The organism is Streptomyces sp. NPDC086766, from assembly GCF_044746005.1.
Lineage (GTDB): Bacteria > Actinomycetota > Actinomycetes > Streptomycetales > Streptomycetaceae > Streptomyces.
The window spans coordinates 70738-93364 of sequence record NZ_JBIVBI010000005.1 but is presented as its reverse complement, the minus strand read 5'-3'; the positions used below and the strand labels follow the sequence as shown (position 1 = coordinate 93364).

18 protein-coding genes and 1 tRNA gene are annotated in these 22627 nt (G+C 73.3%); 11 read left to right on the top strand and 8 right to left on the bottom strand.

Translation table 11 applies throughout. The features are described 5' to 3' along the window. Window positions 1–33: 33 nt before the first annotated feature. The 5 genes from ACIPM1_RS11130 to ACIPM1_RS11110 all read left to right on the top strand — a co-directional run bounded on the left by ACIPM1_RS11130 (window position 34) and on the right by ACIPM1_RS11110 (window position 8245). Window positions 34–1239: a DNA polymerase III subunit delta' gene (locus ACIPM1_RS11130; RefSeq protein WP_402432079.1), complete on the top strand. Its 1206-nt coding sequence runs from the start codon at window positions 34–36 to the stop codon at window positions 1237–1239. A gap of 309 nt (window positions 1240–1548) precedes the next feature. Further along, on the top strand, window positions 1549–3168 hold the full coding sequence (locus ACIPM1_RS11125) for an alpha/beta hydrolase (protein WP_402432076.1): 1620 nt from the start codon (window positions 1549–1551) through the stop codon (window positions 3166–3168). Between the two features lie 118 nt (window positions 3169–3286). Next, window positions 3287–3360: transfer RNA gene (locus ACIPM1_RS11120), tRNA-Thr, on the top strand. Between the two features lie 203 nt (window positions 3361–3563). After that, window positions 3564–4484, top strand: a complete 921-nt coding sequence (locus ACIPM1_RS11115; RefSeq protein WP_402432073.1) for a glycosyltransferase family 2 protein — start codon at window positions 3564–3566, stop codon at window positions 4482–4484. A 476-nt stretch (window positions 4485–4960) separates the two neighbouring features. After that, window positions 4961–8245 carry a BTAD domain-containing putative transcriptional regulator gene (locus ACIPM1_RS11110; RefSeq protein ID WP_402432929.1) on the top strand — a complete coding sequence of 1095 codons (3285 nt, stop codon included), beginning with the start codon at window positions 4961–4963 and terminating at the stop codon, window positions 8243–8245. A 100-nt stretch (window positions 8246–8345) separates the two neighbouring features. On the opposite strand, the gene ACIPM1_RS11105 is transcribed toward ACIPM1_RS11110, so the two are convergent. Further along, window positions 8346–10067, bottom strand: a complete 1722-nt coding sequence (locus tag ACIPM1_RS11105) for a bifunctional 3'-5' exonuclease/DNA polymerase (protein WP_402432070.1) — start codon at window positions 10065–10067, stop codon at window positions 8346–8348. An 84-nt stretch (window positions 10068–10151) separates the two neighbouring features. Beyond that, window positions 10152–10961 carry a Clp protease N-terminal domain-containing protein gene (locus ACIPM1_RS11100; RefSeq protein WP_402432067.1) on the bottom strand — a complete coding sequence of 270 codons (810 nt, stop codon included), beginning with the start codon at window positions 10959–10961 and terminating at the stop codon, window positions 10152–10154. 134 nt (window positions 10962–11095) lie between these two features. On the opposite strand from ACIPM1_RS11100, the gene ACIPM1_RS11095 reads away from it, so the two are divergent. Next, window positions 11096–12244, top strand: coding sequence for a DUF2786 domain-containing protein (locus ACIPM1_RS11095; protein ID WP_402432064.1), 1149 nt, complete (start codon window positions 11096–11098; stop codon window positions 12242–12244). A gap of 25 nt (window positions 12245–12269) precedes the next feature. On the opposite strand, the gene ACIPM1_RS11090 is transcribed toward ACIPM1_RS11095, so the two are convergent. Next, complete coding sequence (locus ACIPM1_RS11090) at window positions 12270–12803, bottom strand: DUF4232 domain-containing protein (protein WP_402432061.1); 534 nt, start codon at window positions 12801–12803, stop codon at window positions 12270–12272. 158 nt (window positions 12804–12961) lie between these two features. After that, window positions 12962–13495, bottom strand: coding sequence for a hypothetical protein (locus ACIPM1_RS11085; RefSeq protein ID WP_402432058.1), 534 nt, complete (start codon window positions 13493–13495; stop codon window positions 12962–12964). A gap of 435 nt (window positions 13496–13930) precedes the next feature. On the opposite strand from ACIPM1_RS11085, the gene ACIPM1_RS11080 reads away from it, so the two are divergent. After that, on the top strand, window positions 13931–14200 hold the full coding sequence (locus tag ACIPM1_RS11080; RefSeq protein ID WP_356190784.1) for a DUF397 domain-containing protein: 270 nt from the start codon (window positions 13931–13933) through the stop codon (window positions 14198–14200). 93 nt (window positions 14201–14293) lie between these two features. Here ACIPM1_RS11080 and ACIPM1_RS11075 read toward each other — a convergent pair whose 3' ends face one another. Then, complete coding sequence (locus ACIPM1_RS11075) at window positions 14294–14791, bottom strand: ATP-binding protein (protein ID WP_402432054.1); 498 nt, start codon at window positions 14789–14791, stop codon at window positions 14294–14296. Between the two features lie 335 nt (window positions 14792–15126). Between ACIPM1_RS11075 and ACIPM1_RS11070 the strand changes: the two genes are divergently transcribed. The 3 genes from ACIPM1_RS11070 to ACIPM1_RS11060 all read left to right on the top strand — a co-directional run bounded on the left by ACIPM1_RS11070 (window position 15127) and on the right by ACIPM1_RS11060 (window position 18278). Then, the gene (locus ACIPM1_RS11070) at window positions 15127–15951 is read left to right on the top strand and encodes a helix-turn-helix domain-containing protein (RefSeq protein WP_402432926.1); all 825 of its coding nucleotides are present in this window, start codon (window positions 15127–15129) and stop codon (window positions 15949–15951) included. 205 nt (window positions 15952–16156) lie between these two features. Further along, window positions 16157–17617, top strand: coding sequence for an aldehyde dehydrogenase family protein (locus ACIPM1_RS11065; protein WP_402432051.1), 1461 nt, complete (start codon window positions 16157–16159; stop codon window positions 17615–17617). Window positions 17618–17729: 112 nt separating this feature from the next. After that, window positions 17730–18278, top strand: coding sequence for a DinB family protein (locus ACIPM1_RS11060; protein WP_402432048.1), 549 nt, complete (start codon window positions 17730–17732; stop codon window positions 18276–18278). Window positions 18279–18411: 133 nt separating this feature from the next. Here the strand turns inward: ACIPM1_RS11060 and ACIPM1_RS11055 are convergent, their stop codons facing one another. Then, window positions 18412–19824 (bottom strand): glutamate decarboxylase, encoded by a 1413-nt coding sequence (locus tag ACIPM1_RS11055; RefSeq protein WP_402432045.1) that lies wholly within the window; start codon window positions 19822–19824, stop codon window positions 18412–18414. Window positions 19825–19910: 86 nt separating this feature from the next. Beyond that, window positions 19911–21194 carry an ion channel protein gene (locus ACIPM1_RS11050; protein ID WP_402432042.1) on the bottom strand — a complete coding sequence of 428 codons (1284 nt, stop codon included), beginning with the start codon at window positions 21192–21194 and terminating at the stop codon, window positions 19911–19913. Window positions 21195–21321: 127 nt separating this feature from the next. Here ACIPM1_RS11050 and ACIPM1_RS11045 point away from each other — a divergent pair, with 127 nt between their 5' ends. Continuing rightward, a complete protein-coding gene (locus ACIPM1_RS11045) occupies window positions 21322–22083 on the top strand; it encodes a MerR family transcriptional regulator (protein ID WP_402432039.1) in 762 nt (253 codons plus the stop codon). A 92-nt stretch (window positions 22084–22175) separates the two neighbouring features. Here the strand turns inward: ACIPM1_RS11045 and ACIPM1_RS11040 are convergent, their stop codons facing one another. Continuing rightward, complete coding sequence (locus ACIPM1_RS11040) at window positions 22176–22541, bottom strand: YbjQ family protein (RefSeq protein ID WP_402432036.1); 366 nt, start codon at window positions 22539–22541, stop codon at window positions 22176–22178. Between the last annotated feature and the right edge of the window lie 86 nt (window positions 22542–22627).

The window sequence follows — 22627 nt, the reverse complement described above, 5'->3', positions numbered from 1 at the left end:
ACCACCGAACGTGACGAAAGGGCGGCGTGACCCATGAGCGTGTGGGACGACCTCGTCGGGCAGGAGCGGGTCAGCGAGCAACTGACCGCCGCCGCCCGGGACGCCGACGCCCTGGTCACCGCCGCCGCCACCGGCGCCCCGCCGCCCGAGGCGTCGAAGATGACCCACGCCTGGCTGTTCACCGGGCCGCCCGGTGCGGGGATCACCCAGACCGCGCGGTCCTTCGCCGCCGCCCTGCAGTGCGTGAGTCCCGACCGCGCCCTGGGCGGAGCCCCCGGCTGCGGTTTCTGCGACGGCTGCCACACGGCGCTGGTCGGCACGCACGCCGACGTCACCACGGTCGCCGCCGTCGGCACCCAGATCCTCGCCGAGGACATGCGGGACACCGTCCGCAAGTCGTTCACCTCACCGGCGAACGGCCGCTGGCAGGTCATCCTCGTCGAGGACGCCGAGCGGCTGAACGAGAAGTCCGCCAACGCGGTCCTCAAGGCCGTCGAGGAACCCGCCCCGCGCACCGTCTGGCTGCTCTGCGCCCCCTCGGTCGAGGACGTCCTGCCCACGATCCGTTCCCGCTGCCGCCACCTGAACCTGAGCACACCGTCGGTGGACGCGGTGGCCGACATGCTCGTGCGCCGGGAGGGCGTCGAACCCGTCGTGGCGGCCGCCGCCGCCCGCGCCACGCAGGGCCACGTGGACCGGGCCCGCCGCCTGGCCACCGACCCGGCCGCGCGCGAGCGCCGGGCGACGGTCCTCAAGCTCCCCCTCCGTCTGGACGACATCGGCGGCTGCCTGAAGGCGGCCCAGGAACTGGTCGACGCGGCGGCGGAGGACGCCAAGGCGCTCGCCGAGGAGATGGACGTCAAGGAGACCGAGGAGCTGAAGGCCGCGCTCGGCGCGGCCCAGGGCGGCCGGCTGCCGCGGGGCACGGCGGGCGTGATGAAGGACCTGGAGGACAAGCAGAAGCGCCGGCGCACCCGTACGCAGCGCGACAGCCTGGACCTCGCCCTGACCGACCTCACCGCGCTCTACCGGGACGTCCTCGCCCTCCAGCTCGGCTCCCGGGTCGCGATCGCCAACGCGGACGTCGAGGACACCCTGGAGCGGCTGGCCCGCGCCAGCTCCCCGGAGTCCACCCTGCGCCGCATCGAGGCGATCGCCGCCTGCCGCGACGCCCTGGACCGCAATGTCGCCCCGCTGCTGGCGGTGGAGGCGATGACGATGGCGCTGCGCTCCGGCTGACGACGGCGCCGCCGCCGTCGCTCACCCGTGCTCTGGACGGACGCCGAAGCCCTGCCGTGCGCGGGGCACGGCACGACCGTGTGCGGCACGCCGTACCTCGTTCGGGGCGCGGCGTACCGCCCAGGGGGCACGCAGTACCTCGTACGGGGCACGGCATGACTCGTACGGGGCACGCTGCGCACGTTTCGCGCATGCCCGATCGCGGAGGGTTACGCTCGTTCGATGTACCTCAGCCGCGCCCTTCGTCCGACCGGCCGGGCTCCCCGGACCCGTACCCCTCGAACCGCCGGCAGCGCCCGCACCGGGCGCATGACGCGCACCACCGCCCGCACGACGCGTACCGGCGGCACACTCCGTGCACTGCGCGCACTCCGCCCGGTCCGCGTGGGCGGCGCACTGCTCGCGGCCGCCGCGCTGCTCGTGTCGGCCTGTTCCGCCCGGGACACGGACACGCACACCACCTCCGCCGCGGAGGCGGTGCTGGCCGCGCTGCCGCGCTCCACGCCGTCCGCCCTGTCGCCGTACTACGCCCAGAAGCTGACCTGGCGCGACTGCGGGGTGCCGGGCTTCCAGTGCGCCACGATGAAGGCGCCGCTCGACTACGCGCGGCCGGACGCGGGCGACGTCCGGCTGGCGGTCACCCGCAAGAAGGCGACGGGCCCGGGCTCGCGGCTGGGCTCGCTGCTGGTGAACCCGGGCGGGCCGGGCGGCTCGGCGGTCGGCTACCTGCAGCAGTACGCCGGCCTCAGCTACCCGGCCGCGGTCCGCGCCCGCTACGACATGGTGGCGATCGACCCGCGCGGGGTCGCCCGCAGCGAACCCGTCACGTGCCTCGACGACCGCGCCATGGACGCGTACACCCAGACCGACATCACCCCGGACAGCCGGAAGGAGACGGACGCGCTCGTCGGGGCGTACCGGAGGTTCGCGGAGGGCTGCGGCGCCCACGCGCCGAACCTGCTGCGCCATGTCTCCACCGTCGAGACCGCGCGGGACATGGACATCCTGCGGTCGGTGCTGGGGGACCGGAAGCTGAACTACGTCGGGGCCTCGTACGGGACCTTTCTGGGCGCGACGTACGCGGGGCTGTTCCCGGACCGGGTCGGCCGGCTCGTCCTGGACGGCGCGATGGACCCCTCCCTGTCCGCCCGCCGGCTGAACCTGGAGCAGACGGCGGGGTTCGAGACGGCGTTCCGCTCGTTCGCGAGGGACTGCGTGCGGCAGACCGACTGCCCGCTGGGCGGCCCGGGGGCGACGCCCGAGCAGGTCGGCGCGAAGCTGAAGGCGTTCTTCCGGAGGCTGGACGCCCACCCCGTCCCCACCGGCGACGCGAGCGGCCGCCTGCTCGGCGAGGCGCTCGCGACCACGGGGGTGATCGCGGCGATGTACGACCAGACGGCGTGGCCGCAGCTTCGGGAGGGGCTCACCTCGGCGATGAAGCAGAACGACGGCGCCGGCCTGCTGCTCCTCTCCGACAGCTACTACGAACGCGACGCCAACAGCCACTACGCCAACCTCATGTACGCCAACGCCGCCGTGAACTGCCTCGACCTTCCCGCGGCCTTCTCCAGCCCCGCGCAGGTCGAGGAGGCGCTGCCCGCCTTCGAGAAGGCGTCCCCGGTCTTCGGCGAGGGGCTGGCCTGGGCCTCCCTGAACTGCGGGTACTGGCCGGTCGCGGCCACCGGCGCGCCGCACCGCATCGAGGCCCGGGGCGCCGCCCCGATCGTGGTCGTCGGCACCACCCGCGACCCGGCGACCCCCTACACGTGGGCCCGCTCCCTGTCCCGCCAGCTCGCCTCGGCCCGCCTGCTCACCTACCAGGGCGACGGCCACACCGCCTACGGCCGCGGCAGCGCCTGCGTCGACTCCGCGATCAACACCTACCTGCTCCGCGGCACCCCGCCGGCTGCCGGAAAGCGCTGCTCGTAGCCCCCTGATCCGGGGCGCCGGCCCCGGGTCCCCGGCCTCCGGGGGCGTGTACGAAGCACCTCCGGAAACTGTGTAGACTTACCGACGTTGCCGATCGCACCATGGTGCCCGGCGGCGCGCCGCTTTAGCTCAGATGGCCAGAGCAACGCACTCGTAATGCGTAGGTCTCGGGTTCGAATCCCGAAAGCGGCTCTTGGTGCGAAGGCCCGGCCGGACATGTTCCGGCCGGGCCTTCGGCGTTGTGGCCCTAGTGGTCGGTATCGTCCGGCGCGCGGAAAAGCGCCGCAAAGAGGGCGCAAAGCAGGTCGGTGTCCGGACAACCCGGGGAGCTGGGGCGACATCTTGGTGAACGAGGGGCGCCGTGCGGTGGGAGCACGGGCGCCGTCGTCGCCCGGATGGGGAGTGAGGGAGCCGTGGTGGAACCGGTGGAGCCGAGGATCGCCGTCGCCGTGGTGACCATGGGCAACCGGCCCGCGGAGGTCGACGCCCTGTTGGAGTCCGTGGCCAAGCAGGACCTCGCGCCCGCCCGCATCGTGATCGTCGGCAACGGCTGCCGGCTGCCCGAGTTCGCCCACCGGCTCTCCCTCCCCGGCGAGGTCACCACCGTCGACGTCGACGAGAACCTCGGCTGCCCCGGCGGCCGGAACGTCGCCCTCGCCCGGCTCCGGGAGTTCGGCGACACCGACGTGGTCGTGGAGCTGGACGACGACGGGCTGCTGGTCGACGCGGACGTGCTGCGCCGCGTACGGGACCTGTACGCCGCCGACCCCCGGCTCGGCATCGTGGGGTTCCGCATCGCCGACGAGCAGGGGGAGACCCAGCGGCGGCACGTGCCTCGCGTCGGCGCGTCCGACCCGATGCGCGGCGGATACGTCACGGGGTTCCTCGGCGGCGGGCACGCCCTGAGCATGAGGATGCTCGCAGAGACGGGGGACTGGCCCGCCGAGTTCTTCTTCGCGCACGAGGAGACCGACCTGGCCTGGCGGGCCGCCGACGCCGGATGGAGGATCCTCTACGCGCCCGAGCTGCTCCTGCGGCACCCCAAGACCTCGCCCGCCCGGCACGCGATCTACCACCGGGTCACGGCCCGCAACCGGGTGTGGCTGGCCCGCAGGCGGCTGCCGCTCGCGCTCGTCCCGGTGCATCTGGGGGTCTGGACGCTTCTCACGCTGCTGCGGACCCGCTCGCTCGCGGGACTGCGGGCCTGGTGCGGCGGGTTCATCGAGGGGGTGCGCGAACCCGCCGGTGAGCGGCGTCCCATGCGCTGGCGCACGGTCTGGCGGCTCACCCGGCTGGGGCGGCCGCCGGTCGTCTGACCCGCCGCGGGGGATCTGGCGCGCCCCGGAAGATCTGACCCGCCCCCGGAAAACCCAGCGCCCGGAAAACCCGGCCCCCCGGAAAAGCGGACGAGGGCCCCGATCGTTCACCTCTGACGACCGGGACCCCTCGCGTCCCCGGATGCGGCCGGCGGCGACACTCCCCCGAGTTGCGCGTGCGCCCGCACCGTCGGGCCGAATCCGATGCAGTGATCACATCAGGCCACGCCAACGGATCGCTAACATGTGGCCATCGGTTCCCCCGATGGTCGTCGGCCAGTTGGCTCGAAGTCGCCGGGGCGCACCGGCAGACGGCCCGAACCGTAGCGGAATACTGCCCGGGCCGGTCGGCGGAAGGCGGCGGGAAACCGCTGTGCGGAGGGCGGAAATCCGCCAGGACGGCGAGCGCCCGCCGCGCGGTGCGGCCGGTCCCGGCCGCACGGGTGGGGGCGCGCGGGAAGGCAGTGGGCGGCGTGATGCGGTGCGAGCTGCGTTTCGGACTGCTGGGGCCGCCCGTGCTGTACGACCCGGTCCCGGGCCGGCCGGTCGTCCCCGGGGAGTTCGTCCCGAAGGACCTGCCCCTCCCCGCGGTCCGTCCCATCGGCAGCCCCAAGGTCCGTGCCCTCCTCGCGGCCCTGCTGCTGGAGGCCGGCCGGGTGGTCTCCGTCGAGGCGCTCAAGGACGCCCTGTGGGGCGGCGCGCCGCCCGCCTCCGCGCAGGCCTCGCTGCACAACCACGTGGCCCGGCTGCGCCGCCTCCTCGACGATCCTGAGCGGCTGCGTGCCGTGCCGCCCGGCTACCTGCTCCGGGTCGGCCAGGGCGAGTTGGACCTCCACGTCTTCGAGGCACGGCTCGCCGAGGCGCGCGCCGCACACGCCGGCCGGGACTGGGCGCGGGTGGTACGCGCCTGCACGGCGGCGCTCGCGCTGTGGCGGGGCGCGCCGCTGAGCGGGCTGCCCGCCGACATGGGCGGGTACGCCGTCGTCCAGCGGCTGGGCGAGACGCGGCTGCTGCTCCTGGAGTGGCGCTACGACGCCGAGCTGGCCCTCGGCGGCACCCGGCTCGCCGGTCTCGTACCGGAACTCGCGGCACGGGCCGCCGAGCACCCGCTGCGGGAGGCGTACCACCGTCAGCTGATGCTCGCCCTGCACCGCACCGGACGGCAGGCCGAGGCGCTGGCCGTCCACCGGGACCTGCGCGCCCGCCTGGTCGGGGAACTCGGCGTCGAGCCGGGCCCGGCCGTGCGGGAGGCCCACCTGGAGGTCCTCCGGGGCCCCGCGACGACGCCCGTATCCGTCCCCGGTTCCGCCGAGCCCGCGCCGGACCACGACGGCCCCCCGCCGCCCCGGCCCGCGCAACTCCCGCCGCGACCCGCGCACTTCACCGGCCGCGCCGACGACCTGCGGGCCCTGCGCCGGGTGCTGACCGGCTCCTCGGACGGAGACGGCAGCCCGGTCGCCGTCATCAGCGGCATGGCCGGCGTCGGCAAGAGCGCCCTCGCGCTGCACGCGGCCCACACCCTGCTGGAACGTTTCCCCGACGGCCAGCTCTACGTCAGCCTGCACGGCGCCACCCCCGGCATGACCCCGCTCACCCCGCGCCAGGCGCTGCGCGCCCTGCTCCGCGACCTGGGCGCCGAGCCGCGGCACATTCCCGAACACCCCGACGCGGCCGCCGCGTTGCTGCGCTCCCTGCTGGCGCCGACGCGCACGCTGCTCGTGCTGGACGACGCCGAGAGCGCCGCTCAGGTACGGCCGTTGCTGCCGGCGGGCGCCGGGTGCGCGGTGCTCGTCACCAGCCGTTCGCCGCTGACCGCCCTCGACGGCGCCCGCCGTTTCCCCCTCGCGCCGCTGTCCGGCGAGGACAGCGCAGCGCTGCTGCGCGCGGTCTCCGGGCGGCACGGGCTCGACGCCGGGCACCCGCTCGTCGCGCTCACCGGCCGCCTCCCGCTCGCCCTGCGCGTCGTCGCCGCCCGGCTGGCCGCCCGCCGGGCCCTCACCCCCGACGCCCTCGCCGGTCAACTGGCCGCCACGGAAGAGCGCTTGCACCATCTGGAGTACGACGATCTGAGCGTGCGCCGCTCGCTTGCCGTCGCGCACGACGCCCTCGCCGCCTCCGAACGCGAGACCGACCGGGACGCCGCCCTCGCCCTGCGCCGCATCGGCGCGCTCGACCTGCCCACCTACGGCGCACCCCTGATCGCCCGCCTCACCGGCACCGACGAGCGCCGCGCCGAGGCCGCCCTCGACCGCCTCGTCGACGTGGCCCTGCTGGAGGAGTCGGCCTACGGCCGGTACGCCCCCCACGACCTGGTGCGCTACTTCGCCCGCGAACTCGCGGAGGCCGGAGAGAGCGGCGGGAGCGGCCCCAGGACCGGGGCGGAGCCCGGGGCGGGGAGCGGAGCAGGTACCAGGGCAGGGAGCGGAGCGGAGAGCCGCGCGGAGGCCGGGGCAGGGACCGGCGCGAAGACCGGAGCAGCAGCCGGCGCGGTGGCCGGGCCGGGGAACGACGCGAAGACCGGAGCGGAGACCGGCACAAGGACAGGGGCGCAGACCGGCGCGGACGTCGCCGAGGCCGCCCTGCGCTGGTACGCCGCCGTCGCCGAGCACGCGCTCGTCGCGATCGTCGAGCCGGGCCTGGACCGGGAGGACCGCCGCCACCCCACCGCGGCCCAGCCGCCCGAGCACCGCGCGGACGTGCGCTCCGTCCCGCCGTTCAACAGCCCCGAAGAGGCCTTCGCCTGGGGTGACGTGGAACTGGAGAACGTCGTCGCGCTGGCGGACCGCTACAGCCGGACCCCCACCCGGCAGGACCTTCCCGCGCAGGGCGGCGACCGTGTCGTCGCCCATCTCTCGCTCCTGATCCGGCTGTTCTTCCCGTACGCCCAGCGCAGTGGCCGCGTCGCCGAGATGGAGGTGCTCGGGCGGGCCGGGCTCGACGCGGCGCTCCGGCTGCGGGACGAGTCGGCCGAGGCGTACGCCCTCGGTGACCTCGCCGGGCTGTGCTTCCTGACCGGCCGGCAGAGCGACGCGCTCGTCCTCAACGACCGGTCGCTGGCGATCTGGCGCAGGCTCGGCGTCGCCTCGCGCATCCGCCGCAGCCTGAACAACCGCGGGCTGCTCCTCGAAGGGCTCGGCCGGTACGCCGAGTCCGGCGAGGCCCTCCGGCAGAGCCTGGAGTGCTCACGGCAGCTCAACGACCCCTACGGCGAGGCGGTCACCCACAGCCACCTCGGCAACCTCTACGAGCACACCGACCCGCGCGCCGCCATCGAACAGCACCGGCTCTCCCTCGCCATCGGCGACGAGATCGGCGCCGTCATCGTGCAGCACACCGCGCACTGCAACATCGGCTACGCCCACCTCACCCTCGGCGAACCGGCCGCCGCGGCCGAGCACTTCGCGGAGAGCCTGCGCATCCTCGGCGGGCACGGCGACTGGCACGGCGAGTCGCAGACCCGGCTCGGCCTCGTCCGCGCGCTGCGGCAGCTCGGCCGCGCCGGGCACGCCCGCCGTGAGTGCGCCGAACTGCTGCGTCGCGCCGACGCCCGCGCCGACCGCTTCACGGGCGGACTCGCCCGGCACCAGCACGGACTGCTGCTGGGGGAGGAGGGGCGCGTGGAGGAGGCGTACGAGGAGTGGCGCGCGGCCCTCGTGGCGCTGGACGGGACGGACGCCAAGGCGGTGGCGGCCGAGCTGCGCGCCCTGCTCGCCGGACCGCCGGACGGGACGGCCGGGCGGACGGCCGGTCAGGGGGCTTGAGCGGAGCAGAAGAGGCGGCTCGAGACCGGCCTGCTCATGCGGCCGCCCCAACCCGCCGCACTGATCCGGCGCACGCACCGGGCGCCCGCACAAGGCCCCCTCACTTGGCGTCCGCGTAGCACTCCACCACCGCCGTCGTGAACGGGAAGCGGACCGGCGTCTCACCGAACGTCAGCCGCCCCGCCAGCTCCGCCGCGTCCCGGATCGCCTCGACCACCGTGTCGGCCTCCTGAGCCGGACAGTGCACGATCACCTCGTCGTGCTGGAAGAAGACCAGCTCGGCGGCCATGTCGCGGCAGGTGCGCCGCAGTGCGGCGAGCAGCAGCAGGGCCCAGTCGGCGGCGCTGCCCTGGACGACGAAGTTGCGCGCGAACCGGCCGCGGGCGCGGGAGTCGGTCGAGGCGTAGCCCGGCATCCACTGCTGGTCGTGCCGGTCGTGCCCGTGGTGCCGGTGGGCGGACCCCGCGGTGTCCCCGTCCTCCGCCAGGGGGATGCCGGCCTCCTCCGCGGCGTCGTCCCGTCCTGCCGCGGGCGGGCAGGTGCGGCCCAGCCAGGTCCGCACGAGCCGCCCCTCCTCGCCGGCCCGCGCCGCCTCGTCGACGTACGCCACCGCCCGGGGGAAGCGGCGTCTGAGCGCGGCGAGGTTCTTCAGGCCGTCGCCGGAGGTCTGGCCGTAGACCGCCCCGAGCACGGCGAGTTTGGCCTGGGCGCGGTCGCCGGAGAAGGCGCGGTCGGAGACGGACTGGTAGAGGTCGGTCTCCCGCCCGGCCACCTCCATCAGACCGGGATCGCGGGAGATCGCCGCCAGCACGCGCGGCTCCATCTGGTCGGCGTCGGCGACGACGAGCCGCCAGCCGGGGTCCGCGACCACGGCACGCCGGATGACCTTGGGGATCTGCAGGGCGCCCCCGCCGTTGGTCACCCATCGCCCGGTGACCGTGCCGCTCGCGAGGAACTCCGGCCGGAACCGTCCGTCCCGCACCCAGTCCTGGAGCCAGGACCAGCCGTGGGCGACCCAGATCCGGTACAGCCGCTTGTAGGCGAGCAGGGGCTCGACGGCCGGGTGGTCGACGGACCGGAGCTCCCAGCGGCGGGTGGACCCGACCTTGATACCGGCCCGGGCGAAGGCCTTCACGACGTCGGCGGGCAGATCGGGCCGCACCCGGCGGCCGAAGGCGGCCGACACCTCGTCGGCGAGTTCGGCGAGACGACGGGGCTCGCCGCCACCGGCGTAGCGCTCGCCGAGCAGTTCGCGCAGCACCTGGCGGTGCACGTCCGCGCGCCACGGCAGGCCCGCGCGGTTCATCTCCGCGGCGACGAGCATCCCGGCCGACTCGGCGGCCGTCAGCAGGCGCATACGGTCGGGGTGGGCGGCCCGGTCGTGCCGCCGCCGCTGCTCGGCGTAGACCGCGAGCAGGTCCTCCAGCGGGAGGCGCGGGCCCTGCGGTTCGAAGAGGGCCGACTGCGCGCCGGGTTCGGCAGACCGCTGCGGCGGATCCGGGGGCACGGGGCCTCCGCGCAGCCGGGCCAGGGCGGCGGCCGCCGAACGGGGCTCGCCGCCTCGCCCTTCGTGGCCGAGCAGGAGCGTCTCGGCGTCCTCGATGTCGTAGCACCGCTCCACTCGCACCCCCGCGGCGAGCAGGCGCGGATAGACCTCGGCGGTGGACCGCCACACCCACCGCGCGACGTCAGGCCTCCCTCTCAGGGCCGCGGCGAGGTCTGGCTCCCGGCGCACCGGCCCGGCGGGCAGCCCGTCCGGACCGAGGGGGGCGACCTGGGCGCCGCCGTCCTCGGTCGGAGCGAGCGCCCACCGGCCGGTCATGCGGCGAGTGTCGCAGGCGGGTCTGACAACGGCCGTGACCTGCGGGTTCCGGTGGAATTCCGGTGTCTCCCGCGCGGTCTGTCGCTACGGGTGGTCCGCCCGTTCCCCTTGATCGCCCTGTTCTCGTTGCTGCTCCTGTCCCCCGTGGTCGCCCTGTTCCCCCTGCTCCTCCTGGGTGCGGGTCTCCAGCAGTTCCGCCAGGACCGCGGCGACGTACTCCTCGGTGCGGGCCTTGTCGAGGCCGAGGTCGCTCAGCAGGCCCGTGCCGTTCTCCAGCTCCAGCAGGGCCAGCAGGATGTGTTCGGTGCCGATGTAGTTGTGGCCGAGGCGCAGGGCCTCGCGGAAGGTGAGTTCCAGGGCCTTCTTGGCGGCCGGGCCGTAGGGGACCAGCTCGGGAGCGTCGGCGGACGCCGGGGGCAGCGCGGCGGTCGCGGCCTCGCGGACCGCGTCCAGGGAGACGCCCTGCGCCTGGATCGCCTTCGCGGCGAGGCCCTCGCGCTCGGCGAGCAGCCCGAGGACCAGGTGCGCGGGCAGCCCCTCGGCGCTCTTGGCGGCCTGGGCGCGGTCGTGGGCGGCCATGACCACCTTGCGGGCGCGGGGCGTGTAACGGCTGAAGCCCTGGCCGGGGTCGAGGTCCGTCGGCTCCTTGGGCACGAACCGCTTCTGCGCGGCCTGCCGGGTGACGCCCATGCTCCTGCCGATGTCGGTCCAGGAGGCGCCCGAGCGCCGGGCCTGGTCGACGAAGTGCCCGATGAGGTGGTCCGCCACCTCTCCGAGGTGTTCGCCGGCGATCACGGCGTCCTGGAGCTGTTCGAGGGGCTCCTGGTGAGAGTTCTTGATGGCCGAGATGAGGTCGTCGAGACGGATGGACGACCTGATGGCGGGGTTCGTCATGTGTCAACCTTAGGTTGACATAGGGGGGTCGTCAACCCGGAGTTGACACCTGGCGGGCCGCGCGGGCGCGGGCCCCCGGAAAGTTGTCCACAGGGTGTGGATGCGGTGTCGCCGCCTCATGGCACGATCGACGCGTGAGTGATCCCAGCACCGTCGACCGCGCCTTCCGGGCCGCGCTCTACGCCGGTACCGACGACTCCCTCGACCTCGGCGCCTCCCTGCTCGCGGCCGACCCGGCCGCCGACGCCGAACTCGCCCTGCGCGGGCGGGAGTTCGTGGCGGCGGCATGGCGGCGGGGCTGGCAACCGGCCGACGTCGTACGGATCGTGCGGCGGGATTTGGAGGAGGTGCACCTGCGCCTTCTGTCGGCGCTCGTCCGCGCCCAGGCGCCGGCGGACCGGCCGCGCGGCCGCCGCTGGGCAGCCCAGCTCGACGAACTGACCCGCGAGGAGCCCGCGCGCACCGACCGATTCACGCACGCCACCGCCGTCCTGGAGCTGTACCGCCTGCTGCTGCGGCTGCCCACGCTGGAAGCCCTCGACGAGCAGGGCGCCGGTGCCGGTCGCGGATCCGAGCGCGGGAACCGGGGCGACGCCGAGCCGGCGCCCGCGACCGACTCCCGGATGCTCACCCGGATCCGTGCGCTGCTCGCCAAGGCGGAGGCGACCGGCTTCCCGGAGGAGGCGGAGGCGCTCAGCGCCAAGGCACAGGAGCTGATGGCGCGGCACAGCATCGACGAGGCGCTGCTCGCGTCCCGTGCCCAGGCCGCCGACGCGCCCGGCGCCTGCCGTATCGGCGTGGAGCCGCCGTACGAGCAGGCCAAGGCCGTGCTGCTGGACGCCGTCGCCACCGCCAACCACTGCCGCGCCGTGTGGAACGAACCCTTCGGTTTCTCCACCGTCGTCGGCTTCGAGGCCGACCTGGAGGCGGTCGAGATCCTCTACACCTCGCTGCTCGTCCAGGCCACGACCGCGATGACCAGGGCCGAGGCGGCGCAGCGCGCGGGCGGCCGCAAGCGGACCAAGACCTTCCGGCAGTCCTTCCTCGCCGCCTACGCCCACCGCACAGGCACCCGTCTCGCGGCCGCCGCGGAGACCCAGGTCACCGAGGACCTGCTCCCGGTGCTGGCGAGCCGGGACGTGGCGGTCACCGACCGCCTCGACCGCCTGTTCCCGGAGACGACCACCACCCGCCTGCGCGGGGTGACCGACGCGGACGGCTGGACGGAGGGCGCCCGGGCGGCGGACCGGGCGCAGATGAGATCGCGCCCGCGACTGGGCTGACCCCGGGGCCGCCCGGCCCGCCCCCTCAGTCCCCGGCCTGGGTGAAGGCGGTCACCGTGGCGTTCGGGTCGGTCGCGTTCTTCTTGCCCTGGACCGGCCCGTAGGACCAGGGGAAGCTCTTGCCGGCGGAGGCTCCGGGCAGGGTGAGCTTCAGCGTCTTCGCCGCCAGGCCGGCCGGGTCGCCTTCCTTGCCCCGCACATAGGTGAGGGTGAAGGTCGCCGTGGCGTCCTTGGCGAGGGTCAGCTTCTGCGGGGCTCCGGCCTTGTCCGCGGGCACGGTCGCCGAGGTGCTCCCGGCGGTCAGCTCGACGCCGGGGAAGCCCTGCAGGGTGCACTGGGCGCCGTGGTTGGAGAGGGTCACCGGGACGTCGCCGGAGTCGCCCGCCGCGGGCGCGGTGTTGGCGGGGCCGACCTGCACCCCCAGGTCGCCGATCCGGCAGGCCGTGCCGTCGGTGTTCTTGCTCCCGGTGTCCTCGCCGCCTCCGCTGCCGCCACTGCCGCAGGCGGTGAGGAGGAGGGCCGCGGCGAGGGCGGTGACAGTGATCGGAATCGCGCGCATGAGGTGGTTCCTTGGGGTCCGTGACGATGCCCCAGGATCATCGCGCACGAGCGCGCCGCGCGTGGCCGCATTCGGCCGCCGGACCCCGGCTCCGCGCGGCCCGGACGGCGCCGGTGCGAGTGCCGGGGCCGACCGCACCCCGCCGACCTCGGTGAACGTCAGGAGCCGAGGCTCGCCGTGGGCAGGCCGGGCGGGAGCGTCCCGCCTTCGGAACGGGTGTACGTCTCCTTGCCGAGACCACCCTCCCAGGTGATTTCGAGGGTGCCCTTGTTGACCGAATCCACCATGCCCGTGGCGCGGTCCCTGCCACCGTCCGCGCACTTCAGATGGATCATCTGCATTCCGGACTCCTCGCCGGCCGTCCCGCTGCACACGGACCCGCCGGTGGTGAACAGCCCCGCCTTGGCGCCGGTGATCACCAGCGCGACGGCCTTGCCCCCGGTGGTGGCGAGCCAACTTCCCTCCAGCCCGGCGTCCTTGCCCGTCGAGCCGCCCGTGCCGCCGCCGCTGCCCGCGGTGGCGGTGGCGGTCGGGGAGGCGTCGGCGGTGGACGAGGCGTCGTCCTTGGCATCGCCGCCGCTGCCGCAGGCGGTCAGGGCGAGCGCGCCGGCCAGGGTGACGGCTGCGGCGGCGATCCGCGTCCGGCGGCGCGAGGCGGTGCGGGAGACAGCTGAGCGGGTCGGCGAAGTCACTGGAAGCTCCCAAGCGTGGGCCGAAACGACCGCAGCAAGCTACCAGGCACGGCCTTGCCCGGCGGGTCCGTGGGCCCTCGTTCACCTCGCCTCTGCGCCCCGTCTCCCGGACCCGCCCAGGGACGCTGGAACAGAAAGGCCACGGCGAGCGTCTCCTACTGGAGCACGACTGCACGACCGATCGGATCCGGACGGCCCCGCGCCGAGGGTGGCGCGGCCGATCATGGACGGGGGGCGGCGCTCGCATGTACTGCGGGTTCCTGGGCAGACGCAGCAACAGTTCGAGCAAAGCGAGCGTCAAAACTGTAACGGCCGCACCACTGCGCGTGCACGTGCATCTGCTCATGCATCCGCACGTGAACACAGCTATGATCCGGGTCAGTTGACCGATGCATCAATGGCCACACCAGCCAGTGCACCACCGGGGAGCGACCTGTGGACCACGACGTTGAGGGCGTGCACGGGGGATACGACGTGCACAACGGCATGGCGGCCACGCAGCTGAGCGGGGTGGCCTGGCAGAAGAGCCGGCACAGCAATTCGCAGGGATCCTGCGTGGAGTTCGCGCGCCTGCCGGGGGGAGAGGTGGCCGTGCGCAACTCGCGGTTCCCCGAAGGGCCCGCGCTCGTCTACACGCGCGCGGAGATCGAGGCGATGCTGCTCGGCATCAAGGACGGCGAGTTCGACCACCTGATCGTGGGCTGATGCCCGCATCGAACCGGGGACGACTCGGGGCAATCGGCGCGTACCGCTTGGTGACGCGCGTAGAAACGCGGCGTCGTTCGACGCCGCGGTTCGTCATTCGGCCGGCTGGAGCCGGAACAGCGCCCAGACCACCTTGCCGTTCAGCGTGCCGGAGAGCGGCTGCCATCCCCAGCTGTCGCTGAAGGAGTCGACGAGGAACAGGCCGCGGCCCGACTCCGCCGAGCAGTCGTCCGGGTCCCGGGCGACCGGGCTGTCCCGGCTGGGATCGCGTACGGCGCACACCAGCCGCTCGGTCCAGCGCATCAGGTGCAGGCGCACGGGCGGACCCTGCTCGCCGGTCCGTGGTGCGGACGCCGGCAACGCGTGCCGCAGGGCGTTGGTGACCAGTTCGGAGACCACCAGACAGACGTCGTCGAAGCGGTCGCCCGTGTTCCACTGGTCCAGTGTTCTGCGGGTGAACTGCCGGGCCTCGCGCACCGCTTCGTAGCGGGCGGGCAGGACGCAGGAGGCGGCGTTGGACACGGCCGCGGGGTCGAGCGGCGGAAGGCCCTGCCGTAACGGCTCGAGCATGGTCGATCCATTCGTCCCCATGCGAGGCACTCCCGGGAATTCGCGGTCGTTGCGATGCAGCGGTGGCGCGGGACCATGGTTTCGGATGCGTACAGCAGATGCAAGGGCAGATGCACGTGCACGTGACCGAATTGGACGCTCCCGTGCCACTTGCAGGCCATTTTTTCCGCCCTCTTCCCGCCCTCGCCGTGGCCCCTTCGTGCCGTCGGCTGCGCACTTTCTTCGATCCCTTTCCGTTTGTGTAATCGCGCGAGTACTGCTCGAAGTGATTTAGTGGCAGACTGCGGCCCTTGAGGACGGGGTTGGGGAGGCTGACGAACGTGAGCGCGGGAGAGCCCGGATCGGTGGTGCGGCGCATGCTGCTCGGCTCGCAACTCAGGCGACTGCGTGAGGCCCGGGGGATCACGCGGGAGGCGGCGGGCTACTCGATCCGCGCCTCGGAATCGAAGATCAGCCGCATGGAGCTGGGCCGGGTGAGCTTCAAGACGAGAGACGTCGAAGACCTGCTGACGCTGTACGGCATCACGGACGAGGTGGAGCGCACCTCGCTCCTCTCCCTCGCCAAAGAGGCCAACGTCGCCGGCTGGTGGCACAGTTACTCCGACGTCCTGCCCAGCTGGTTCCCCACCTATGTGGGCCTGGAGGGCGCGGCGTCGCTGATCCGGGTCTACGAGGTGCAGTTCGTGCACGGCCTGCTGCAGACCGAGGCGTACGCCCGCGCGGTGGTGCGGCGCGGTATGCAGGGCGCGAGCGAGGCCGACGTCGAGCGGCGGGTGGCGCTGCGCCTGGAGCGGCAGAAGTACCTCGTCTCCGAGAACGCCCCGGAACTGCACATCGTCCTGGACGAGGCCGCCCTGCGCCGGCCGTACGGCGACCGTGAAGTGATGCGCGGCCAGTTCCAGCACCTGATCGAGGTCTCCGAGCGGCCCAACGTGCGGCTCCAGGTCATGCCGTTCGGCTTCGGCGGGCACTCCGGCGAGTCCGGCGCCTTCACGCTGCTGAGCTTCCCGGAGTCGGACCTGTCGGACGTGGTCTACCTGGAGCAGCTCACCAGCGCCCTCTATCTGGACAAGCGCGAGGACGTCGCCCAGTACGAGAAGGCGCTCAAGGAACTGCAGCAGGACAGCCCGGGTCCGGACCAGAGCCGCGACCTGCTGCGCGGGCTGCTGGCCCTGTCCTGACCCAGGTCACGGACCCGGCCCAGGTCACGGACCCGCTCCCGGATCCCGCCCCGGGGATTACCCCGGAACGCGGAAGCGACGGCCCAACTGGTGTGCGACGACAGTACGATGACGCGTGATCAGACGGATCTGAACGTGAAGTGATCGGGAGTTGATCGGGCTCCGACTGCTTCGACCGCCTCGGCAGCAGGGGGAAAGGGATCACATGTCGTCCTACTTCACCGACCTGGCACAGCAGTACATCGACGGTGAGTGGCGCCCGGGCACCGGCTCCTGGGACATCATCGACTTCAACCCGTACGACGACGAGAAGCTCGCCTCGATCACGATAGCCACGGTCGACGAGGTCGATCAGGCCTACCGGGCGGCCGCCCGCGCGCAGAAGGAGTGGGCGGCGACCAACGCCTACAGCCGCCGCGCGGTCTTCGAGAAGGCGCTGCGCCTGATCGAGGAGCGCGAGCAGGAGATCGCCGAGGTGATCACCGCGGAGCTCGGCGGCACCCGCCTGAAGGCCGGCTTCGAACTGCACCTGGCCAAGGAGTTCCTGCGCGAGTCGATCCACCTGGCGCTGCGCCCCGAGGGCAGGATCATCCCCTCGCCGATCGACGGCAAGGAGAACCGCGTCTACCGCGTCCCGGTCGGCGTCGTCGGTGTGATCAGCCCCTTCAACTTCCCCTTCCTGCTGTCGATCAAGTCCGTCGCACCGGCCCTCGCCCTCGGCAACGCGGTGGTGCTCAAGCCGCACCAGAACACGCCGATCACCGGCGGCTCGCTCCTCGCGAAGATCTTCGAGGACGCGGGTCTCCCGGGCGGCCTGCTGAACGTCGTGATCACGGACATCGCCGAGATCGGCGACGCCTTCATCGAGCACCCGATCCCCAAGGTCATCTCCTTCACCGGCTCCGATGCCGTCGGCCGGCACGTCGCCACCGTCTGCGCCTCCCACTTCAAGCGCTCGGTGCTCGAACTGGGCGGCAACAGCGCGCTGGTGGTGCTCGACGACGCGGACGTCGACTACGCGGTCGACGCGGCCGTCTTCAGCCGCTTCGTGCACCAGGGACAGGTCTGCATGGCCGCGAACCGGGTGCTGGTGGACCGCTCGGTGGCCGACGAGTTCACCGAGAAGTTCGTCGCCAAGGTCGGGTCCCTCAAGGTCGGCGACCCCCGCGACCCCGAGACGGTCATCGGCCCGCTGATCAACTCCTCGCAGGCGGACGCGGTGTGCGGCGCCGTCGAGCAGGCGATCGCCGAGGGCGCCACGGCCCTGGTGCGCGGCACCGCCAGCGACAACCTGGTCGCGCCGACCGTGCTGACCGACGTCCCCGCCGGCTCGGCCCTGCTCCAGCAGGAGATCTTCGGTCCGGTCGCCTTCGTCCTCCCCTTCGACGGCGAGGAGGAGGCGGTCCGGATCGTCAACGACACCCCGTACGGCCTCAGCGGCGCCGTCCACACCGGTGACATCGAGCGCGGCGTGCGCTTCGCCCAGCAGATCGACACCGGCATGTTCCATGTGAACGACGGCACCGTCCACGACGAGCCGCTCGTCCCCTTCGGCGGGGAGAAGCACTCCGGCCTCGGCCGCCTGAACGGCGAGACGACCCTGGAAGCCTTCACCACGGTCAAGTGGATCTCGGTGCAGCACGGCCGGAGCGGCTTCCCGTTCTAGACCTCCCGGTTTTTTTCTCCGGTCGACGGGCCCTTGCGGACAGGATCTGACCGCAAGGGCCCGTAGCTTCGTCGGTGTCAGGAAAGACGACCCCGACGAAGGGCGGCCGGTCATGGTCACGCACGTGCGAGCCGAGGCACACGGAGACGAGCGCGGGGCGCTGCTGGCGTTCCTCGCGGAACAGCGCGGCGGCGTCCGCCGGGCGGTGCTCGGGCTGACCGAGGAGCAGGCCCGGTCCCGCCCCAGCGCGAGTGAACTGACCCTGGCCGGGCTGGTCAAGCACTGCGCCGAGGTCGAGCAGGCCTGGCTGGCGCGCGCCCGCCAGGAGCCGCCGGCCGTGGAGCGGAACCAGGCGAACTGGCACGAGTGCTTCCGGCTGGTCGGCGACGAGACCCTGGCGTCGCAGCTCGCGTACTGGGAGAAGGTCGCGGCCGAGACGGAGGCCTTCATCCGCTCGGTGCCGAGCCTCGACGACACCTTCCCGCTCCCGGACCAGCCCTGGTTCCCGCCGGACGAGCGCGTCTCCATGCGGTGGCTGTGCCTGCACCTCATCCGCGAGACCGCCCGGCACGCCGGCCACGCCGACATCGTCCGCGAGTCGCTGGACGGGAAGACGGCCTTCGAGCTGGTGGCGCTGGAACGGGGCACGCCCTGGGACTGACCGGGCGGGGGCGGACACGGCAGCCGCGCCCGCCCCGCCCGGCGGCCCGCCGCGGCGCTCGGTGACAGTCCTCGGTGGCCGGTCGCGGCCGGTGGAGACCAGCGGCGGTCGCGGTCGGCGGAGTCGGCGGCGGTCAGTGGTGGAAGCCGGTCGCCGCCTGGCGGTCCCGGGTCATCGGGTGCGGCTGCCGGCGCAGCTCCGGAAGCAGCCGGTTCAGGTCGTCCAGGAACAGGTCCGCGAGGTCCACGGAGAAGCCGTTGCGGCACACCACCCGCAGCACCGAGAGGTCCTCCCGGTTCGCGGGGAAGGTGTACGCCGGCACCAGCCAGCCGCTCTCCCGCAACCGCCGGGAGACGTCGAAGACGTCGTACGCCTCGACGTCGGGGGCGGTCGTGAACGCGAACACCGGCAACTGGTCGCCCCTGGTGAGCAGCTCGAAGTCGCCGAGTGCCTCGATGCGTTCGGCGAGTCCGCGCGCCACGTTCCGGGTGGACTGCTGCACCAGCCGGAAGCCCTCGCGGCCCAGCCGCAGGAACGTGTAGTACTGCGCGACGACCTGCGCGCCCGGCCGGGAGAAGTTGAGCGCGAAGGTCGGCATGTCGCCGCCCAGGTAGTTGACCCGGAAGACCAACTCCTCGGGCAGCGCCTCCTTGTCGCGCCACAGCGCCCAGCCGACACCCGGGTAGACCAGCCCGTACTTGTGCCCCGACGTGTTGATCGAGGCCACGCGCGGGAGGCGGAAGTCCCACTCCAGGTCCTCGTCGAGGAAGGGCGCGATCATCGCGCCCGAGGCGCCGTCGACGTGCACCGGGATGTCGAGGCCGGTGCGCTCCTGCAGGGCGTCCAGGGCGGCGCACAGGTCCGCGATCGGCTCGTAGGAGCCGTCGAAGGTGGAGCCGAGGATGCCGACGACGCCGATGGTGTTCTCGTCGCACAGGTCGGCGGCGGCCTGCGGATCGAGGTGGAACCGGTCGCCCTCCATGGGGACCTGACGGGCCTCCACCTCCCAGAAGGCGCAGAACTTCTCCCAGCAGACCTGCACGTTGACGCCCATGACGAGGTTCGGGCGGGCGTCCCTGCCCGGGTACCGGTCGGCGTTGCGCCGCGCCCAGCGCCGCTTGAGCGCCATCCCGGCGAGCATGCACGCCTCGCTCGACCCGGTCGTCGAACAGCCCACGGCCGCCTCCGGGTCCGGCGCGTTCCACAGATGGGCGAGCATGGCCACGCAGCGCCGCTCCAGCTCGGCCGTGCGCGGGTACTCGTCCTTGTCGATCATGTTCTTGTCGCGGCACTCCGCCATCAGCTCCCCGGCCTGCGGCTCCATCCAGGTGGTGACGAAGGTGGCCAGGTTCAGGCGGGAGTTGCCGTCCAGCATCAGCTCGTCGTGCACGAGCTGATGTGCCGTCGTGGGCGCCATCGGGGCGTCCGGCAGCCGGTGTTTGGACGGGGCCTCGGTCATGTCGCCGACCGGGTTCGCCTCGCCGTAGAAGGGGTTGACGGACACGGGGCGCTCGTCGCGCTTGCGATGGCCGTGGTGGAGCGGCATGGACGGTCCTCCTGGAGGGCTGGGGTGCAGGGGTCGAGGGGGCGGGAGAGCAGGGGCCCAGAGCGGCGGGCTCCGGGCGAGGGGGGTCACGAGATCGCCGTACCGTCCCCCTTCAGCTGCATCTTCGGCCGCCCGGTCACCAGCAGCCAGGCCGGCAGCGAGGCGACGCAGAGCAGAGTCAGGATCATCGGCGAGGCCACGAGGACCGCGGCCGTGAACAGGCTGAGCCAGCCCTGCCGGGTGGTGGCCAGGAGGATGCCCAGAACGGCGGACGCCACGCCCGGCGCCGGATGCACCGCGGGCACCAGGGCGTGGGCGCACAGGCCGAACGCCGTACCGACGAAGATGGCCGGGAAGATCCGGCCGCCGCGGAAGCCGCAGGACGCGGCGACGACCAGCGCCGCCAGCTTGACCACCGCCATGACGGCGAACCGGCCCGCCGTCCAGCCGTCGGGGTTGCGCGCCAGCTCCGCCACCTCCGACAGCCCCTTGAAGAGGGTGAGCGGACCGCCGAGCGCCCCCAGCAGGCCCAGGACCAGCCCGCCGACCGGCAGGGCCAGCATCGGGTGCCCGAGTCGCCCGAAGGCCCGGTGGACGTAGGGGAAGACGTACACGGCGCACATGCCGAGCACGGCCGCCAGGGGTGCGACCACCAGCACGGACAGCAGGTCCTTCCAGGCGGGCTCGCCGAACTCGGGCAGATGCAGGTCGAGGCTCGGATGGGCCACCAGGGTGGCGGTCATGGAGCCCACGGCCGCGGCCGCCAGCGGCGCGAAGACGTTGTCCCACAGCGCCCCCTTCACCGGCCGTCCGGCCAGCGCCTCGGAGATCACCAGCGCGGCCGCCACCGGTGTGCCGAACAGGGCGCCGATCGTGGCCGCCTCCGCCAGCGCGGCCCACGCGGCGCCCGGCACCCGGGGCAGCAGCCTGCGCCCGGCCCAGAACGCGAGCCCCACGTTGACCGCGATGATCGGGTTCTCGGGGCCGAGACTGGGACCGCCCGCCAGCATCAGCACGGCCGCCAGCAGCAGACCGGGGAGGACACGCGGCGCCATCGGGGCGGCCGTGAGGCCCAGGGTCGCCGGGTCGGGACCCGCGTGGCCCGGCACCTTCCACACCACCAGCCCCACCGCCACGCCCGTCGCGGTGAGCATGATGAGCATCCAGGCCACCGAGTACGGCCCGACCCCGAGCGCCCCGGGCAGGTTCCCCCACAGCACCCGCTGCAGCCGCTCCGCCACTCCGCTCACCAGGAGGAACAGCAGACTCGCGGCGACCCCGACGACGAAGGCGGGAACGAGCATGGTCAGCAGGACGCGTGCAGGAGCCGCCGGGGTGCCGGCGGCCTGCTGAGCGGTGTCCTGGGCCACGCGCTCACGATAAACGGGCAAATGCCACCCAACATCCGGAGGGAATCGTGTCCCGGAGGCCGAACGGACTTGCACCTCACGCCGCGTGAGGGCGCAGCGTGGACGGCGGAACGAGAAGGGAGCGGAAGTGAGCTACTCCGTGGGACAGGTCGCCGGCTTCGCCGGGGTGACGGTGCGCACCCTGCACCACTACGACGGCATCGGCCTGCTGGTCCCCGGCGAGCGCAGTCACGCGGGGCACCGGCGCTACACCGACGCCGACCTCGACCGGCTGCAGCGGATCCTGTTCTACCGGGAGCTCGGCTTCCCGCTCGAGGAGGTCGCCGCCCTGCTCGACGACCCGGCCGTGGACCCGCGCGCGCAGCTGCGCCGCCGGCACGAGGTGCTGATCGCCGGGATCGAGAGACTGCAGAAGATGGCGGCGGCCGTGGAACACGCCATGGAGGCACGCAGAATGGGCATCAACCTCACGCCCGAGGAGCGGTTCGAGGTCTTCGGGGACCACGACCCCGAGCGGTACGCCGAGGAGACGGAGCGGCGCTGGGGCGGCACGGAGGCGTACGCCGAGTCGCGGCGCCGGGCCGCCCGCTACTCCAAGGACGACTGGCAGCGGATGCGGGCCGAGTCCGACGCCTGGAACGCGCGCTACGCGGACGTGGTGTCCGCCGGCGGGCCGCCCACCGGCGAGGCGGCCATGGACCTGGCCGAGGAGCACCGGCGGCACATCTCCCGCTGGTTCTACGAGTGCCCGTACGGCATGCACCGGTGCCTCGCCGGGATGTACGTCGCCGACGAGCGCTTCAAGGCGTACTACGACGCGATCCGTCCCGGTCTCGCCGAGCACCTCAAGGGGGCGATCCTCGCCAACGCGGACCGGCACGGCTCCTGACCCGGAGCCGGGGACGCCGGCCCGGGACCGCGCGGGCCCGGCGTCCGGCCCGGAACCGCGTTCAGGCCCTCGGCCCGGGAGCCCCGTGCGGGTCACTCCCGGGCCAGGACCACCGCCGTGCCGTACGCGCAGACCTCGGTGCCCACGTCCGCCGCCTCGCTCACGTCGAAGCGGAACGCCAGCACCGCGTCGGCGCCCCGCGCGCGTGCCTGCTCCACGAGCCGCTCCATGGCCTGGTTGCGGGTCTCCACCAGCGTCTTGGTGAGCCCCCTGAGCTCACCGCCGATCATCGACTTCAGACCCGCGCCGATCTGGCTGCCCAGGTGCCGGGACCGCACGGTCAGGCCGAAGACCTCGCCGATGACCTGCTGCACACGGAAGCCGGGCACGTCGTTCGTGGTCACGACCAGCACTTGTGGGTGGGGGCCCTGGCCGCCGCCGTAATCCTCGAGTCCCATGGTTCTCAGCTTGGGTCAGGGCGGGCCGCCGTGCATCCTGGTCGGCACATGTGGAACGCGTGCCGTACACCAGGCGTTGATAGCTT

Bases quoted from the DNA above. Each gene is read 5' to 3' on its own strand.
- ACIPM1_RS11110 (WP_402432929.1), top strand. From the start codon at position 4,961: ATGCGGTGCGAGCTGCGTTTCGGACTGCTGGGGCCGCCCGTGCTGTAC.
- ACIPM1_RS11105 (WP_402432070.1), bottom strand. From the start codon at position 10,067: ATGACCGGCCGGTGGGCGCTCGCTCCGACCGAGGACGGCGGCGCCCAG.
- ACIPM1_RS11060 (WP_402432048.1), top strand. From the start codon at position 17,730: ATGGTCACGCACGTGCGAGCCGAGGCACACGGAGACGAGCGCGGGGCG.
- ACIPM1_RS11130 (WP_402432079.1), top strand. From the start codon at position 34: ATGAGCGTGTGGGACGACCTCGTCGGGCAGGAGCGGGTCAGCGAGCAA.
- ACIPM1_RS11115 (WP_402432073.1), top strand. From the start codon at position 3,564: ATGGGGAGTGAGGGAGCCGTGGTGGAACCGGTGGAGCCGAGGATCGCC.
- ACIPM1_RS11070 (WP_402432926.1), top strand. From the start codon at position 15,127: ATGCTGCTCGGCTCGCAACTCAGGCGACTGCGTGAGGCCCGGGGGATC.
- ACIPM1_RS11040 (WP_402432036.1), bottom strand. From the start codon at position 22,541: ATGGGACTCGAGGATTACGGCGGCGGCCAGGGCCCCCACCCACAAGTG.
- ACIPM1_RS11075 (WP_402432054.1), bottom strand. From the start codon at position 14,791: ATGGGGACGAATGGATCGACCATGCTCGAGCCGTTACGGCAGGGCCTT.
- ACIPM1_RS11065 (WP_402432051.1), top strand. From the start codon at position 16,157: ATGTCGTCCTACTTCACCGACCTGGCACAGCAGTACATCGACGGTGAG.
- ACIPM1_RS11100 (WP_402432067.1), bottom strand. From the start codon at position 10,961: ATGACGAACCCCGCCATCAGGTCGTCCATCCGTCTCGACGACCTCATC.
- ACIPM1_RS11055 (WP_402432045.1), bottom strand. From the start codon at position 19,824: ATGCCGCTCCACCACGGCCATCGCAAGCGCGACGAGCGCCCCGTGTCC.
- ACIPM1_RS11090 (WP_402432061.1), bottom strand. From the start codon at position 12,803: ATGCGCGCGATTCCGATCACTGTCACCGCCCTCGCCGCGGCCCTCCTC.
- ACIPM1_RS11125 (WP_402432076.1), top strand. From the start codon at position 1,549: ATGACGCGCACCACCGCCCGCACGACGCGTACCGGCGGCACACTCCGT.